The sequence below is a fragment of the Terrabacter sp. NPDC000476 genome, assembly GCF_040300125.1.
GTDB lineage: Bacteria > Actinomycetota > Actinomycetes > Actinomycetales > Dermatophilaceae > Terrabacter.
In genome coordinates, this window is sequence record NZ_JBEPDF010000002.1 from 234,333 (window position 1) to 249,491 (window position 15,159).

Consider the following 15,159-nt stretch of genomic DNA (forward strand, 5'->3'; position numbering starts at 1 on the left):
TCAGCGGGCGCTTCGCTGGTAGCGGCCCGGGGTCGTGCCGAGGAAGCGGCGGAAGTGCCGGGTCAGGTGTGCCTGGTCGTAGAACCCCGCCTCCGTCGCCACCATCGCGGCAGGTGCCCCGTCGCGCAGCCGCCGGCGGGCGAGGTCGAGCCGGCGCCCCACGACGTACTGGTGCGGCGCGATGCCGTATGCCGCCACGAACGAGCGCACGAGGTGCGGGGTCGTGACCCCGAGCGAGGCCGCCACTGCGGTGATGCCCGGCGTGCCGACCGGGTCGGCGTCGAAGCGCTCGCGCGCGAGGGTGGCCACGCCACGGCCCGGTCGACCTCGGTGGTCCCGCCGGGGCGGGGGCGGGTCGTTCCCGGCGGTGAGGTGGGCGGTGAGCCGTTCGACGACGAGGGCCAGGCGCGACTCGGCCTCGAGGTCGTCGCGTGCCTCGAGGGCGCGGTCGAGGCGCGACACGGCGAGGCGCAGCGCGGCATCCGGCACGAGGGGGGCGTCGACGGCGCGACCGACGAGCTCGGGCGCCAGCACCTGCTCCTCGAGGTAGACGACGCGCTTGCGGAACCCGCCGGCGGTCAGGGCCCGGCCGTCGTGGACGACGTGGGGCGGCAGGAGCGTCACGCCCGAGCGCACGGCCGTGTGGTCGTGGCGGTCGAGGTCGTAGCCGATGACGCCGTCGTCGACGACGAGCAGCGTCCACGTGTCGTGGGTGTGCGCCGGGTAGGCGTGGTCGTGCCACGCGGCGTGGAAGACCTCGGCGACACCGGCCACCGCCGGGCGCCACGACGAGGTCCGGTCGATCGGCACCTCCATCCCGGCACCGTAACCCCGCGGGCAGGCGTACGTTCGGTGGGACAGGACGTGGGACCGGCACGCAGGACCCGCCGGCGAGACCCGGAGGTGCGAGGACGATGACGACCCTCGAAGGCCGGCCCAACACCGCGCTGCTCGTCGTCGACGTGCAGAACCAGGTCGTGGCGCAGGCCTGGGACCGCGACGGCGTCGTCGGGCGGATCCGCGCGCTCGTCGACCGGGCACGCGCGGAGCAGGTGCCCGTCGTGTGGGTGCAGCACTCCGACGAGAACATGCCGGTCGACTCCGAGGGCTGGCAATACGTGGCCGAGCTGCCCCGCGAGGAGTCCGAGCCCGTGGTGCACAAGCGCTACGGCGACTCCTTCGAGGACACCGACCTCGAGGCGCGGCTCGCCGAGCGGCAGGTGGGCCGGCTCGTCGTCACGGGCGCTCAGACCGACGCCTGCATCCGCTCGACCCTGCACGGCGCGCTCGTCCGCGGCTACGACGCGACGCTCGTCGGCGACGCCCACACCACCGAGGACCTCCGGGAGTGGGGCGTGCCGGTCTCCCCCGAGCAGGTCATCGCCCACACCAACACGTACTGGTCGTGGTCCGAGGCCCCCGGCCGCACGGGTGACGTCGTGCCCGCCGCCGACGTCGACTTCGGGCCCCGCTGAGGACCCGGCCGCCGGGCGCGCACGGAGGGGCGACGCCTAGGCTGGGAGCATGCTCGACGCCCTGGCCGCGTTGCCGTTCTGGCAGGCGTTCCTCGCCCTCTTCGCGGCTGCCATGGTGCGCTCGAACGGCACCTACTGGGTCGGCCGCGGCGCCGTCGCCGGGTGGGGCCGCTACCGGGGAGCGCACGGCGGGCCGAGCGCGCGGGCCGAGACGCTGCTGACCCGCCTCGGACCCGTCGCGGTGACGCTCTCCTACCTCACCGTCGGCATCCAGACGGCCGTGCACCTCACGGCGGGCGTGATGCGGATGTCGCTGCGCTGGTACGTGCCGGCGGCCGTCGTCGGCTCGGCGCTCTGGGCCGTGCTCTACGCGACCGTCGGGCTCGCCGTGGTGCAGGCCTGGCTCGCCGCGGAGGCCGGGTCGTGGTGGGGCGTCGCCGTCGCCGGGCTCGTCGTGGCCGCGACCGTCGCCGCGCTCGTCGCCCGACGCCGCCGTCGTTCCGCCCCGGCAAGCGGCCTGCCCCCTCCGGCGGGCACCCGGCGTCCTCGCTCGGTCGCCCGACGTCCTGACACGACCCGAACACGGGTGTGACGAGGACGCCGCCCGCGCTCACTACGCTGCGAACGTGTCCCCCGCGCCCACGGCCGGCCCCGACCACGGGAGCGCCGCCACCCCCGCCTCCGGCCCCGCGCCGGACCCCGGGCGCGGCCGCGGCCTCGTGCTCGTCGTCGAGGACGAGCCGGCGATCGCCGACGTGCTGCGGCTCAACCTCCGGGCGGCCGGCTACGGCGTCGAGGTGGTCGGTGACGGCGCGAGCGCGCTCGAGGCGACCCGTGACCTGCGCCCGAGCGCCGTCGTGCTCGACATCGGCCTGCCCGTGCTCGACGGCATCGAGGTGTGCCGCCGCCTCCGTGGGCGCGGCGACTGGACCCCCGTCCTCTTCGTCACCGCACGCGACGACGAGGTCGACCGCATCGTCGGCCTCGAGCTCGGCGCCGACGACTACATCACCAAGCCCTTCTCCCCGCGGGAGCTGGTGGCCCGGCTCGGCGGGGTGCTGCGCCGCACCCGCGGCGACGTCTCCGGCCCCGAGGTGCTGCGTGCCGGTGGGCTCAGCGTCGACCTGACCCGTCACGAGGTGAGCGTCGACGGTCGCGAGATCGCCCTCACCGCGACGGAGTTCGACCTGCTCGCGCACCTGCTGCGCCGCCCCGGCGTCGTCTTCACGCGTGAGCAGCTGCTCAGCGACGTGTGGGGGTATGCCGCGACCGCCGGCGCGCGCACCGTCGACGTCCACGTCGCGCAGGTGCGCGCGAAGCTGGGGCCCGCGAGCCCGATCCGCACCGTGCGCTCGGTCGGGTATGCCGCCGAGCGGGCGCCGCGCGACGCCCCCCTCGCGGCCCCGCGCGACCTCGGCGGGCCGCCACCGTGACCGTCTCCCGGGGGTCGTTGTCGCGACGGGTCGTCGTGCTGGGGGTCGGGGTGGCCGTGCTGACGGCCCTGCTGGCGGGGCTGCTCGCCGTCGGGCTGACCCGGACCTCGGTCGACGACGCCGCGCGCAGCACCCTCGCGCGCATCGCCGACGCCGCCGCCGAGCGCGCCGACGCCGGGGTGACGACCGCCCGGGTGTCGCAGAACCGGGCGGTGCGCACGCTGGGGGCCCTCGGCATCGAGTCCGCCAGCGTCGCGCGACGCGGGGCCGTGACGTCGACGAGCCCGCTCGCGCGCGCGGCCCTGACGCCGGCGAGGCGCGACGTCCTGCTCGCGGGCGGCACGGTGTCCGCGGCCGACGAGCTCGGCGGCACCCCGGTGCTCGTCGAGGGGCGGCCCACCGACGCCGGCGGCATCGTCCTGGTCCAGCGCCGCTCCGACGCGACGGCCGACTCCGACCGGCTCGTGCGCCGCGTGCTGCTCGCCCTGGCCCTCGCCACCGCCGTCGCCGTGCTCGTCAGCGTCGCGGTGGCCCGGCGCCTCTCCCGGCCGCTGCGTCGCACCGCCGACGCCGCGCACGCCCTCGCCGCCGGGCAGCGCGACGTCCGGGTGCCCGTCGAGGGCCCCGACGAGGTCGCCGAGGTGGCGAGCGCCCTCAACTCCCTCTCGAGCTCGCTGTCGCGGTCGGAGGGCCGCCAGCGCGACTTCCTCCTCTCCGTGTCGCACGACCTGCGCACGCCGCTCACCGGCATCAGCGGCTACGCCGAGTCGCTCGCGAGCGGGGTCGTGCCAGCCGAGGAGACCGCCCGGGTCGGTGGCGTCGTGCTCGGCGAGGCCAAGCGGCTCGAGCGGCTCGTCGGCGACCTGCTCGACCTCGCCCGGCTCGGCGCCGAGCGCCCCGGCCTCACCCCGGAGCGCACCGACCTCGTGGCCCTCGGGCGGGAGGTCGAGGCGGTCTGGTCGCGCCGGTGCGCAGCCGTCGGGGTGCCCTTCACGCTCGTCCCGGCCGTGGCCGAGGCGTGGGCGGTCACCGACCCGGCGCGCGTGCGCCAGCTCGTCGACGGGCTGCTCGAGAACGCCCTGCGCATCACGCCGTCGGGCCGGCCGATCGTCGTCGAGGTCCGCGAGGAGTCGGGCTCCGCCGCCCAGGGCGCCGAGTCGGCCTCTGCCGGGGGCCTCGTCGCCGGCGAGGTCGTCGTCGAGGTGCGCGACGGCGGGCCCGGCCTGACCGACGACGACCTCGCCGTCGCCTTCGAGCCGTCGGTGCTGCACGAGCGCTACCGCGGGTTGCGGCCCGTCGGCACGGGCCTGGGGCTGGCCATCGTCGGGCGGCTCGCGCAGATGCTCGGCGGGAGCGTCGAGGCCGGGCACGCCGCCGAGGGCGGAGCCCGCTTCACCCTGCGCCTGCCCCGGCGAGCCGGCCGCTGACCGGCCCACGGCGGCGGCAACGGCGACGACGGCCCGCGGCACACCTATGGGCGCTGCGGTTGGTGCTGCGGTTGGTGCTGCGGCCGACGGGGTGATCACCCCACCGCACGCAGCACCATCCGCAGCACCGTCCCTCGCCGACGGAATGGGCCGCCCGGCGCGCTCGTTGCACCGGGCATGACCACCTGGGGCTTCATCGGCAGCGGACACATCGGCAGCACCGTCGCCCGGCTCGCGATCGCGGCCGGCCACGACGTCGTGCTGAGCAACAGCCGGGGGCCCGAGACCCTCGCCGACCTCGTCGCGGAGCTCGGTCCGCGCGCCCGGGCGGCGACGCCGGTCGAGGCGGCTGCGGCCGGCGACCTGGTCGTCGTGACGATCCCGCTCAAGGCCTACCGCGACGTGCCCGTCGACGCGCTGGCCGGCGCCGTGGTCGTCGACACGATGAACTACTACCCGGAGCGCGACGGCCAGCTCGAGGCGCTCGACGACGGCTCCACCACGAGCTCCGAGCTGCTGCAGGCGCACCTGCCGCAGGCGCGCGTCGTCAAGGCCTTCAACCACATCTTCTTCCAGCACCTGCTCGACCTGGCCCGGCCCGGCCTCGATGCCGGCTCGGACGAGCGGAGCGCCCTCGCCGTGGCCGGCGACGACCCCGAGGCCAAGGGGGCGGTGCGCCGCGCGCTCGACGCGCTCGGCTACGACGCCCTCGACCTCGGCCCGCTCGCCGAGGGCTGGCGCACCCAGCCGGGCCAGCCGACCTACGGCACGCCCTACGCCGCCGACGCCGCCGACTGGACGGCCGGTGCCCGGCGGGTCGGCAGCGACGAGCTGGCCGCTCTCGCCGCCTCGGCCACGCGCCAGGCCTGACGGGTCACCCGTCGGCTGCCCGACCCTCGACAGCGCGGTTGAGCCGCCGACGGACTGCACCTACAATTGGCAACGAGGGGAGTACTTCCTCGCGCGCTCCGGTCAGTACGGTGGTCCGACGACCACCCCGGTTCGCGGCCGACGGCAGTCGGTGAAGGAGACCTCAGACACCACGTTCTGAGGAGACCCATGCTCACTGCCCTGTACGCCGCCACCCCGGCGCCGCCCACCGAGTCGATCGGCTCGCCGACGCTGTGGATCGCGACGATCGCCGGTGTCGCCGCCCTCTTCGTCATCGACTTCCTCATCACCCGTCGCCCGCACGACCCGAGCATGCGCGAGGCGATCGGCTGGTCGGCCTTCTACATCGCCATCCCGGTCGTCTTCGGCGGCTGGCTGTGGTGGCAGTACGGCTCCCAGCAGGGCGTCGAGTACTACACCGGCTACCTCGTCGAGAAGTCGCTCTCGGTCGACAACCTCTTCGTCTTCATCATCCTGCTCTCGGCCTTCGCCGTGCCTCGTGAGCTGCGCCAGCGCGTGCTGCTCATCGGCGTCGGCGGCGCGCTCGTGCTCCGCGGCATCTTCATCGCTCTCGGCGCGCAGATGATCGCGAGCTTCGCCTGGACCTTCCTGCTCTTCGGCGCGATCCTGCTCGCCACCGCGGTCAAGGTCGGCCGTGACGCCCTGTCGCACACCGACCACAGCATCGACGTCGACCAGCTGCGCAGCGTCAAGCTGATCCGCCGCTTCTACCCGGTCACCGACACCTACGAGGGCACGAACCTCACGGTCCGCAAGGACGGCAAGCGCGCCCTCACGCCGCTCGCCCTCGTCGCCGTCGCGATCCTGGGCACCGACATCGTCTTCGCCATCGACTCGGTGCCCGCCGTCTACGGCATCACCGGCGACCCCTACCTCGTCTTCGCGACGAACGCCTTCGCCCTGCTCGGCCTGCGCGCGCTCTACTTCGTGCTCGAGGGCGCCCTGGCCAAGCTCGTGCACCTGGGCCACGGCCTCTCGCTCATCCTCGCCTTCATCGGCGTCAAGCTCGTCCTCCACTGGGCCCACGGCGTGTGGCCGGGCGTCCCCGAGATCCCGACCCTGCTCTCGCTCGGCGTCATCATCGGCATCCTCGTCGTCGTCACCCTGACGAGCCTGCTCGCCAACCGGAAGGCCGAGGCCGCCGAGGTCGTCGAGGGTTCCGGTGCCTCGGACGCCTCGGACGAGCAGTCGGTGCCGCGCGCCTGAGCAGGGCGCCCCGCACCACCGCCGCACCGCACGAGTGCCCGGCTCCCGACGGGGGCCGGGCACTCGCCGTGCCACGCCACGGACGGACGAGCCGCTGGCTCAGCTCGTCGCGCTCGGCGTCGGGGTGCTGCCGGATGCCGCCGCCGGCGCGTCCCTGAACACGACGACGCGGGCGGTGGGCTTCGTCGCGCCGATGCCGGTGACGAGCGCCTTGGCGCCGACCCGCACGGCCGACATCGTCGAGGCGGACGCCTTGCCCTGGCCCTTCGCCTGCGGGCGCTCACGCACCTTCGTGTCCGCGCCGACGGCATACGTCAGCGAGAAGCCGTCCTTGGCGCGCACGGTGATCGCCGTGGCGCTGACCGCCGTGACCTCGCCCCGCACGGCCTGGTGGGTGACGGGACCGGCCTTGCCGCCGCGGGTCACCCAGGTGGCGTGCAGGGCACGGAGCAGCCGGGCCCGGAGCCCCTTGCGGTCCGCCTTGGTCGTGGCGCTCCCCGTCGCGCCGTCGGCCGCGGGGATGCCGACGGCTGCCGCGACGAGGTCGACGGTGTCGCCGTCCACGGCGGCCGGCTGGGCCTGGGCCGGCCCGGGCCGGGCGACCGCGGAGGCGTCGGTCGAGGAACAGGCGCCGAGGGTGAGGCTGCCGAGGAGCAGGGCGGCCCCGGTGAGGGCGGTGGAGGTGCGCAGGAGGCCGGTGGGCCGGCGGGTGTCGGTGGTCATGACCCGAGGCTCGCGCCCCCACGTGAAGCCGGGGTGCGCATCGTGTTCGGATCGTGTTCGGGGCGCGGCACCCGGCGCTGCTAGCCGGGCAGGGCGTCGCCCGGGAACCCGACGCAGGGCAGCACCTCGACCGTCATCATCCCGGCCCGCACGCACGGGTCGTCGGCCATCAGGGTGCGGGCGCCCTCGGGGTCGACCGTCATGACGGCGACGCCCGCGACGTCGTCGGACAGCACGGGGCAGAGGACCGCGATGGTGCCGCTCGTGCGCAGCCCCACCATCCGGCGCTGGTGCTCGAGCTCGACGGCGTCGGCGCCGTCCTGCCCCCGGCCCGGCGCCCACCGCAGCACGGCGAGGCTGAAGGGACGCGCCGTCGCGGCGAGGGCGCGGATCTGCTCGTCGGTCACGTCCGGGGTCATCGGGCTCACATCCCCACCGTCTGGTGCTCGACCTCGACGAGCGCGACGACCCGCTCGTGGGCGCGCCCGTAGGGGCCACCCGTGTACTTCGTCGCGATGGCGTCGACGAGGGCCCACCCCGGCTCACCGTCGACCCACTCGACGACGCGGCCGCGCAGCACGACGGGGGTGAACGGCTCGCCGACGGGCGTCAGCGAGATGGCCACCCGGGGGTCGCGGCGCAGGTTGCGCGCCTTGCGCGACCCGGGGCCGGTGAGGAAGGCGACCCGGTCGCCGACCGTGCCGACCCAGAGCGGCACCGAGTGCGGCGAACCGTCGGGGAGCGTCGTGGCGAGGTGGGCGATCGGGGTGCCGTCGAGGGCGGTGCGGACGTCGTGGTCGAGCATGGCGGTCCTCTTCTCCGAGCGGGTCGACCGGTAGGCGCTCACGCCTTCCGGGTCCCCACAGTTCCTTGAGGAGACCCCATCACGGTAGCGGACCACGTTCCCTGAGGGAACCCCAAAAGCTATGCTCGTGGCATGCAACGCACCCAGTTCGCCGACATGGCGTGCTCCATCGCCCGCACCCTCGACGTCATCGGCGAGCCGTGGTCGCCGCTCGTCCTGCGCGACGTGTGGGTGGGGCGCAGCCGCTTCGAGCAGATCCAGGCCGACCTCGGCATCTCGCGCAAGGTGCTGACCGAGCGGCTGAACCACCTCGTCCAGCAGGGTGTCTTCGAGCGGCACGCCTACGACGCCCGGCCGCGGTTCGAGTACCGCCTCACCGAGAAGGGCACGGAGCTCGTCGAGATGCTGATGGTCATGGCGCGGTGGGGCGACCGGTGGCTGGCGGGCGAGGCCGGCCCACCGGTGCTCTACCGCCACCACGCCTGCGGCGAGGTCGCGACCGTCGAGCCGCGGTGCAGCCGGTGCGGTGAGCCGATGCACGCCGACGACGTCGACGTCCTGCCCGGCCCCGGCGCCGCGGCCGGGTGACGTCAGGCGAAGATCGGGCCGACGGCGGGGTACGCCGCGGTCAGCAGTGACCGCACCGTCGACAGCGACGGCACGTCGCCCCCGCCCTGGAAGCCCGTGTCGAGGCGCATCGGCCTGCCCCACGCGAGGAGGTCCTCGATCGTCGTGCCCGTCGCCTGCCCCGAGAGGCGGTCGAACCAGTCCGCCCGGCCGTAGGTGACGTCGCCGCCGATGCAGACGAGCTCGACCCACGACGGGTCGGCGAGGCAGACGCTCTCGTAGGGGTCGGCATGGTGGCGCTCGAGCACGAGCAGGTCGGCGGGCCGCCCCGGGGCGAGCGCACCGAGGTGGTCGGCGAGCCCGGCCACGCGCGCGGCGACCGACGTCACCATGGCGACGAGGTCTGCCGCCGCCACCGGGTGGCCCTGCCGCGCGAGCTCCCGGCGGGCCACCTTCAGCTCGGCGAGCAGGCTCGTCGAGCCGGAGGGCAGCCAGTCGGCGCCGAGCGCGACCGGCATGCCCGCCGCGAGCGCCTCGCCGGCGAGCGTCGTCTCGCCGTAGAGACGCAGGTTGGACTGCGGCGACCACACGAGCCGACAGCCGGCCTCGGCGACGGTGTGCAGGTCGTCGACGCCGAGCGCGCTCCCGTGGATGATGTTCGTCGCCGGGGTGGCGGCCCCGAGGTCGAGGAAGTGCCGGAACTCCTTGGCGCTCACCTCGTCGCCCCGCCGCCCCTCGGAGAGGTGCAGGTAGAACGCGTCGACCTCCCCGGCCGTGATCCGGTCCTTGATGCGCTCATAGGTCGGCAGCCCGAACGAGCCGGACGGCAGGTCGATCATGGCCCGCGCGCGGTGCGACCCGAACGCCCACTGGTCGAGGTTGCGCACGAGCGGCTCCGACGTGGCGCTGCTCGCCCCCGACGCGCCCTGGATGCCGGTGACGCCGCCGACGAGCGCTCGCACCTCGGCGTAGCGGGTCTGGGTCCTCGGCGGCACCTGCGTCAGCAGGAGGTTCTGCGGGTCGCGCACGAGCGCCCGGTAGGGCGCGGACCGGCGCCACGCGTAGCGGTTGGCGTAGAGCTTCGGCGGCTCCCACGCGGCGAACACGTTGAACTCGGGGTGGCCGTGCAGGTCGAGCAGCCCCGGCAGGATGACGCCGTCGGTCTCGAGCACCGCGACGTCGCCGGGGCGCCGCTTCGACACCCGGTCGACGAGCCCGTTCGCGACGGTGACGTAGCCGCTCGACCAGGCGCCGTCCGGCGTGACGACCGCGCCGTGCAGCGCGAACGGCGCGGGCGGCAGGGCGCGGGGGCGACGGGCCGGCTCGGGCAGCTCGTCGGGGATGCCGCGGCGGTAGGCCCGCGCGAACGGTCCGCGGGAGGGGGACGCCCCGCTCAGAGCGGCGGCCACGACCGCGCTCCCCGGGGCACGGTGACGGTGATCGTCGCGCGCTTGGTCTGCGCGTCGGCGCCGCTGCGGGCCGCCCACGCGTCGACGCCCCGCCACCACGCCGGGGCCCCGGGCGGGAGGTCGCCCTCCGGGATGCCGACGAGGTCGGCGGGTCCCCACGTCGCGGCGTACGGCGTGAGGTCGGTCGGGCCCTCGGGCTGCACGTGCGCCGCCAACGCGTCGAGGTGCGCGTTCCAGTTCGCCAGCTGGGCGGCGGTCGTCTCGGCGAGCGGCTTCCCCGACGCGCGGGCCGAACCCTCGGCATACGTCGGGTGCCGGATCGCGGCGAGGTGGAGGGCCGACGACGTCGCGGCGCGCGTGGGCGCCCAGGCGGCGTACGCCTTCGCCGCGAGGTCACCGAGGGCGAGGACGGCCGTCACGTCGGTGCCGACGAGCAGCGCGTCGAGCCAGCGGTTGCGGTAGGCGGTGATCGCCTCGTCGGTGACGTGCCGGCTGCCCGCCGCCTGGCCGAACACGCTGTAGAGGTAGACGTTGACCATCACGTATGCCGTGTCGATCCCCATCTTCGCGAGCAGCCCCTGCACGCGCTGGCCGGCCTCACCGACGAGGATGCGCCGCGAGACGGACTCGTGCGTCGCGGGGTCCTGACCGAGCACGAGGACGCGGGCGCTGCCGTCGAGGCGGCCGCGGTGGAAGATCGGCCCCCACTCCGTGCGGAAGTCGGCCTGCGGGTAGACGTCCTCGCCGGGATGCTCGGCGACGAGCGAGGCGAAGGGCTCGGCGACATAGCCCGGACAGCTCTGGTGCACCACGGCCATGACGGACCTCCACCCGATCGGAACCGACGTCAGTGCAGGGTGTCTCGACGGTAGTCCTGATACGTGCCGACCGTCGGCGCTTCGCTCAGCCCGACGCCGGCGTTCCGGTCGGCCCGTCTGCGCCGGTCGTGCCGCCGGCACGTCGCAGCAGCAGCGCCTTCTCGACGTCGTTCTGCGCCATCGAGGCGGCGCGCGCGAACTCGGCCCGCGCCTGCTCGTCGCGACCGAGGCGCTCGAGCAGGTCGCCGCGCACGCTCGGCAGGAGGTGGTAGTCCGACAGCTCGCCGGCGGCGGCGAGGGCGTCGACGACCTCGAGCGCGGCCTCGGGTCCCTCGGCGTAGGAGAGCGCGACGGCCCGGTTGAGCTCGACGACCGGCGAGGGACGCAGGGCCCCGAGCTGCGCGTAGAGCCCGGCGATCCTCGCCCAGTCGGTGGCGTCGGCGGTGCGCGCCCGTGCGTGGCACGAGGCGATCGCGGCCTGCAGGACGTAGGGCCCGGCAGGGCTGCGCGCGGCCTCGAGCAGCGCGACGGCCCGGTCCAGCGCGGACAGGGCGTGCCGGATCAGCGCCTGGTCCCAGAGCGAGCGGTCCTGCTCGAGAAGGAGCACCGGCTCGCCGCCGCGGCCGATGCGGGCGCGGGTCCGCGAGGCCTGGATCTCCATCAAGGCGAGCAGACCGTGCACCTCCGGCTCCGCGGGGGCGAGGGCCGCGAGCACGCGACCGAGCCGGACCGCCTCCTCCATGAGGTCGCCCCGCACCCAGTCCCGCCCGGTGGTGGCGGCATACCCCTCGTTGAAGACGAGATAGACGACCTCGAGCACCGACGCGAGGCGGGACGCGAGCTCGGCGCCCGAGGGGACCTCGACGGTGACGCCGTCCTGGCTCAGGGTCTTCTTCGCCCGCGAGATGCGCTGCGCGACCGTCGACTCGGTCGTGAGGAACGCGCGCGCGATCTCGCGGGTCGTCAGTCCGCCGATCATCCTCAACGTCAGGCAGATCCGCGCCTGGGCGGTCAGGGCCGGGTGGCAGGCGGCGAAGACGAGGCCCAGCACGTCGTCGTCGACGTCCGCGAGCGCCGCGTCGAAGTCGCCCTCGGCGAGCTCGGCCACGCGCAGCTCCTCGAGGTGCCCGAGCTGTTGGAGCTTGGCCGCGAGGTTGACGTCGCGCCGGATGCGGTCGACGGCCCGGCGCCGCGCCGTGGCCGTGAGCCAGGCACCCGGCTTCGTCGGGATGCCGTCACGCGGCCACTGCTCGAGCGCCTGCACGAACGCGTCCTGGGCGAGGTCCTCGGCGAGGCCGACGTCGCCGACGACGCGGGCCACGACCGCCGTCACCTTGGCGGCCTCCATGCGCCAGACCGCCTCGAGCGTGCGCTGCACGTCGGGCGTGGCGGTCTGCGGTCCGGTGGTCGGTGGCACCCGGACACTCTGGCACGGCGGGAGCGGTCGCCGTGGTCGAGCAGCGGGGTCAGCCGCCGGCGGCGTTGCGCGCGGCTTCGGCGCGCATCCTCTCCTCGCGGGCCCGCAGCTCCGGGGTGTACTCGTCACCGAAGTCCTCGGCCGCGAAGACCTGGCGCAGCTCGAGGGCCTGACCCGGCTCCGGCGCACAGGAGGCCGGCCACCTGCGCAGCCACTCGATCGCCTCCTCCCGCGAGCTGACGTCGATGATCGTGAAGCCTGCGATGAGCTCCTTCGCCTCCGCGAACGGCCCGTCGGTGACGGTCCACTCGCCGTCGTCGTAGGTGAGGCGCGCGCCCTTCGAGGTCGGGTGCAGGCCCTGTCCGTCGACGAAGACGCCGGCCTTGAACATCTCCTCGTTGTAGGCATGCATGTCGGCGAACTGCTGCTCGGTGCCGGTGACGCCGTCCTCGGTCTCGGGGCTGCCGGGGACGATGATCATGAAGCGCATGGTGCCCTCCTCGTGGTGTCGGTGCGGGCGGTGGCGCCCGCCCCACCCCTTCGTCGAACGGGAGCGCCCGTTCTCGACACCCGTCCCGGGACGATCGGGCGGCTCAGAGCTCGAGGCGGGCGACGGCGGCGGACTCGACGCCCTCGCGGAAGGGCACGCCGTCGCGCGCGGCCTGCGCGACGCCCTCGAGGATCGGCACGAGGCCGTCCTCGTCGACGTGGCCGGTGACCTCGTCGGCGACCGCCTTGACGCCGTCGGGCGCGTTGCCCATGGCGACGCCCCACGCGGCCCAGTGCAGCATCTCGAGGTCGTTGCGCTGGTCGCCGCAGGCGACCGTGTGGATCGGCTCGACGCGCAGCTGGCGGCGCACGAGCTCGAGGGCGCTCGCCTTGGACACCCCCTCGGGGTTGATGTCGAGCCACGCGGACCAGCCGACGGCATACGACACCCCGTGCAGGCCGGCGCGCTCGACGAGCTCCATGAACTCCTCGGCCGTGGCCTCGGGCTGGCGGAGGGTGACGCGCGTGACGGGGTTGGCGACGAGCTCGTCCCACTCGACCTCGCGCGACCGGCCCATCAGCTCACCGTCGGGGAAGTGCTTGCTGACCTTGAAGCCGACGCCGGGCTCCTCGACGGCGATCAGCGCGTCGGGCAGGGCTCCCCGCATCTTCTCGAGCACCGCGCGCGGGTCGAAGGTGACCATGTCGATGATCGCGTAGCCCTCGGGTCGTGTGTGGTCGAGCTGCAGGGTGAGGGCGCCGTTCGAGCAGATGGCGTAGCCCTCCCGCAGCCCGAGCGCCTCGAGGACCGGCATCGTCGCGATGATCGAGCGGCCCGTCGCGACGACGACGGCGACGTCGTCGGGCAGGGCCACCACGGCCTCGCGGACGCGGTCGGAGAGCTCACCCATGTGGTTGAGGGTCGTTCCGTCGAGGTCGAGGGCGAGCAGTCGCTGGGCCATGCGCTCACCGTATCGTCCGCCCCGGTGTCGTCCGGCGGCGCCGGGGCGTCGTCGCCCCCCGCCACCGACCCGTCGCCGGGGCGTCACCTGCGCGTCGTGTCAGGCGAGTCGGCCGAGAGCGTCCTCGATGCCGCGGTGGAAGGTGGGGTAGGCGTAGATCATCGATCGGAGCCGGTCGACGGGGACCTCGCCGTGGACGGCCACCGCGAGCGCGCCGAGCACCTCACCGCCGGCCGGACCCATCGTCGTGGCCCCGACGAGGACCCCCCGGTCGGCGTCCGCGACGACCTTGATGAGCCCGTCGGCGCCGGCGATCCAGCCGCGGGTCGTCTCGCCGAGCGGGGTGAGCCCCACCTGGACGTTCGCGAAGCGATCCCGCGCCTGTGCCTCCGTCAGGCCGACGGCGCCGACCTCGGGATCGGTGAACGTGACGCGCGGGAGGGCGTCGTAGTCGGCCGGCGGACCGTCCTCGCCGAGCACGTCGCGGATGACGACGCCGGCCTGGTACATCGAGACGTGGGTGAAGGCCCCCTTGCCGGTGATGTCGCCCACCGCCCAGACGCCGCCGGTGACACGGCAGCGCTCGTCGACCGGTGCGGTGCGGGCGTCGCGGGCCACCCCCACGGTGTCGAGGCCGACGCCGGCGGGGTCGGCCCGCCGGCCCGCGGCCACGAGCAGCCTCTCCGCCGTGAGTGTCGAGCCGTCGGCGAGGGTGACGGTGAAGACCGAGCCGTCGTGGGCCACCCGCTGCGCGCCGACGCCCGCACGCACCGTGACGCCGTCGGCCTCGAGCGCGGCGGCGAGCTTCTCGGACGCCTCCGGCTCCTCGAGGGCGAGGATGCGGTCGGCCGCCTCGACGACCGTCACGTCGACGCCGAAGCGGGCCATGACCTGGCTCAGCTCGCACCCGATGGCTCCGCCGCCGAGCACGATGAGGCTGGAGGGCAGCTCGGCGGTCTCGATGATCTCGTGGTTGGTCCAGTAGGGGGTGTCGGCCAGCCCCTCGACCGGCGGGACCGCCGCGGTGGTGCCCGTGTTGACGACGATGCCTCGGGTGGCCGTGTAGGCCGTGCCGTCGACGTCCACCCGTCCCGGGCCGGCGATGCGACCGGTGCCGCGCACGAACGTCGCGCCCGTACCGGTGAGCCGGTCGACGGCCACCTGGTCGTCCCAGTCGTCGGTGGCCTCCTCGCGGATCCGCTTCGCGACGAGCGACCAGTCGGGCGTGACCTCCTCGACCGTCCCGGCGAGGCCGTCGACGCGGCGGGCCTCCGCGAGCGCGTCGGCCGCGCGGATCATCATCTTCGAGGGGATGCAGCCCCAGTACGGGCACTCGCCCCCGACGAGGCGGCGGTCGACGCCGAGAACCCGCAGCCCGCGCTCGGCGAGCCTGCCGGCGACGTGCTCCCCTCCCGGCCCGAGGCCGATCACGATGACGTCGAAGGTGTGGTCGTTGTCGGTAGCCATGCGCACAGCCTGACCTGCGCGGCGCCTGCGCGGAAGGGCCGGGGGCCTA

General features: G+C 74.8%; 17 protein-coding genes. 7 read left to right on the plus strand and 10 right to left on the minus strand.

Annotated elements, in window-relative coordinates; all coding sequences use genetic code 11:
- Positions 1–816 (minus strand): AraC family transcriptional regulator, encoded by an 816-nt coding sequence (locus tag ABT295_RS13520; protein WP_352394924.1) that lies wholly within the window; start codon positions 814–816, stop codon positions 1–3.
- A 98-nt stretch (positions 817–914) separates the two neighbouring features.
- On the opposite strand from ABT295_RS13520, the gene ABT295_RS13525 reads away from it, so the two are divergent.
- The 6 genes from ABT295_RS13525 to ABT295_RS13550 all read left to right on the plus strand — a co-directional run bounded on the left by ABT295_RS13525 (position 915) and on the right by ABT295_RS13550 (position 6,453).
- Positions 915–1,475, plus strand: coding sequence for an isochorismatase family protein (locus tag ABT295_RS13525; RefSeq protein WP_352394925.1), 561 nt, complete (start codon positions 915–917; stop codon positions 1,473–1,475).
- Positions 1,476–1,524: 49 nt separating this feature from the next.
- A complete protein-coding gene (locus tag ABT295_RS13530) occupies positions 1,525–2,067 on the plus strand; it encodes a DedA family protein (RefSeq protein ID WP_352394926.1) in 543 nt (180 codons plus the stop codon).
- A gap of 34 nt (positions 2,068–2,101) precedes the next feature.
- The gene (locus ABT295_RS13535; RefSeq protein WP_352394927.1) at positions 2,102–2,908 is read left to right on the plus strand and encodes a response regulator transcription factor; all 807 of its coding nucleotides are present in this window, start codon (positions 2,102–2,104) and stop codon (positions 2,906–2,908) included.
- A complete protein-coding gene (locus ABT295_RS13540) occupies positions 2,905–4,335 on the plus strand; it encodes a sensor histidine kinase (protein ID WP_352394928.1) in 1,431 nt (476 codons plus the stop codon). The genes ABT295_RS13535 and ABT295_RS13540 overlap by 4 nt, the downstream gene beginning before the upstream one ends.
- A gap of 177 nt (positions 4,336–4,512) precedes the next feature.
- On the plus strand, positions 4,513–5,205 hold the full coding sequence (locus ABT295_RS13545) for an NADPH-dependent F420 reductase (protein WP_352394929.1): 693 nt from the start codon (positions 4,513–4,515) through the stop codon (positions 5,203–5,205).
- Between the two features lie 189 nt (positions 5,206–5,394).
- Positions 5,395–6,453 carry a TerC family protein gene (locus ABT295_RS13550; RefSeq protein ID WP_352394930.1) on the plus strand — a complete coding sequence of 353 codons (1,059 nt, stop codon included), beginning with the start codon at positions 5,395–5,397 and terminating at the stop codon, positions 6,451–6,453.
- Positions 6,454–6,552: 99 nt separating this feature from the next.
- Here the strand turns inward: ABT295_RS13550 and ABT295_RS13555 are convergent, their stop codons facing one another.
- From ABT295_RS13555 to ABT295_RS13565, 3 genes are all read right to left on the minus strand, one after another.
- Positions 6,553–7,176 (minus strand): hypothetical protein, encoded by a 624-nt coding sequence (locus ABT295_RS13555; RefSeq protein ID WP_352394931.1) that lies wholly within the window; start codon positions 7,174–7,176, stop codon positions 6,553–6,555.
- Between the two features lie 80 nt (positions 7,177–7,256).
- The gene (locus ABT295_RS13560; RefSeq protein WP_352395398.1) at positions 7,257–7,595 is read right to left on the minus strand and encodes a hypothetical protein; all 339 of its coding nucleotides are present in this window, start codon (positions 7,593–7,595) and stop codon (positions 7,257–7,259) included.
- A 5-nt stretch (positions 7,596–7,600) separates the two neighbouring features.
- Positions 7,601–7,981, minus strand: coding sequence for a TIGR03618 family F420-dependent PPOX class oxidoreductase (locus ABT295_RS13565; protein ID WP_352394932.1), 381 nt, complete (start codon positions 7,979–7,981; stop codon positions 7,601–7,603).
- Between the two features lie 132 nt (positions 7,982–8,113).
- Between ABT295_RS13565 and ABT295_RS13570 the strand changes: the two genes are divergently transcribed.
- On the plus strand, positions 8,114–8,569 hold the full coding sequence (locus tag ABT295_RS13570) for a winged helix-turn-helix transcriptional regulator (RefSeq protein WP_352394933.1): 456 nt from the start codon (positions 8,114–8,116) through the stop codon (positions 8,567–8,569).
- A gap of 2 nt (positions 8,570–8,571) precedes the next feature.
- Here ABT295_RS13570 and ABT295_RS13575 read toward each other — a convergent pair whose 3' ends face one another.
- The 6 genes from ABT295_RS13575 to ABT295_RS13600 form a co-directional block, all read right to left on the minus strand.
- Complete coding sequence (locus ABT295_RS13575) at positions 8,572–9,957, minus strand: amidohydrolase family protein (protein ID WP_352394934.1); 1,386 nt, start codon at positions 9,955–9,957, stop codon at positions 8,572–8,574.
- Positions 9,942–10,775, minus strand: coding sequence for a uracil-DNA glycosylase family protein (locus ABT295_RS13580; RefSeq protein WP_352394935.1), 834 nt, complete (start codon positions 10,773–10,775; stop codon positions 9,942–9,944). Before ABT295_RS13580 ends, ABT295_RS13575 begins: the two co-directional genes overlap by 16 nt.
- 85 nt (positions 10,776–10,860) lie before the next feature.
- Entirely contained in the window at positions 10,861–12,123 is a 1,263-nt protein-coding gene (locus ABT295_RS13585; protein WP_352395399.1) for an RNA polymerase sigma factor, read from the minus strand.
- A gap of 118 nt (positions 12,124–12,241) precedes the next feature.
- Entirely contained in the window at positions 12,242–12,682 is a 441-nt protein-coding gene (locus ABT295_RS13590) for a YciI family protein (RefSeq protein WP_352394936.1), read from the minus strand.
- A 103-nt stretch (positions 12,683–12,785) separates the two neighbouring features.
- Entirely contained in the window at positions 12,786–13,643 is an 858-nt protein-coding gene (locus ABT295_RS13595) for an HAD family hydrolase (protein WP_352394937.1), read from the minus strand.
- 99 nt (positions 13,644–13,742) lie between these two features.
- The gene (locus ABT295_RS13600; RefSeq protein ID WP_352394938.1) at positions 13,743–15,110 is read right to left on the minus strand and encodes a dihydrolipoyl dehydrogenase family protein; all 1,368 of its coding nucleotides are present in this window, start codon (positions 15,108–15,110) and stop codon (positions 13,743–13,745) included.
- Positions 15,111–15,159 lie beyond the last annotated feature (49 nt).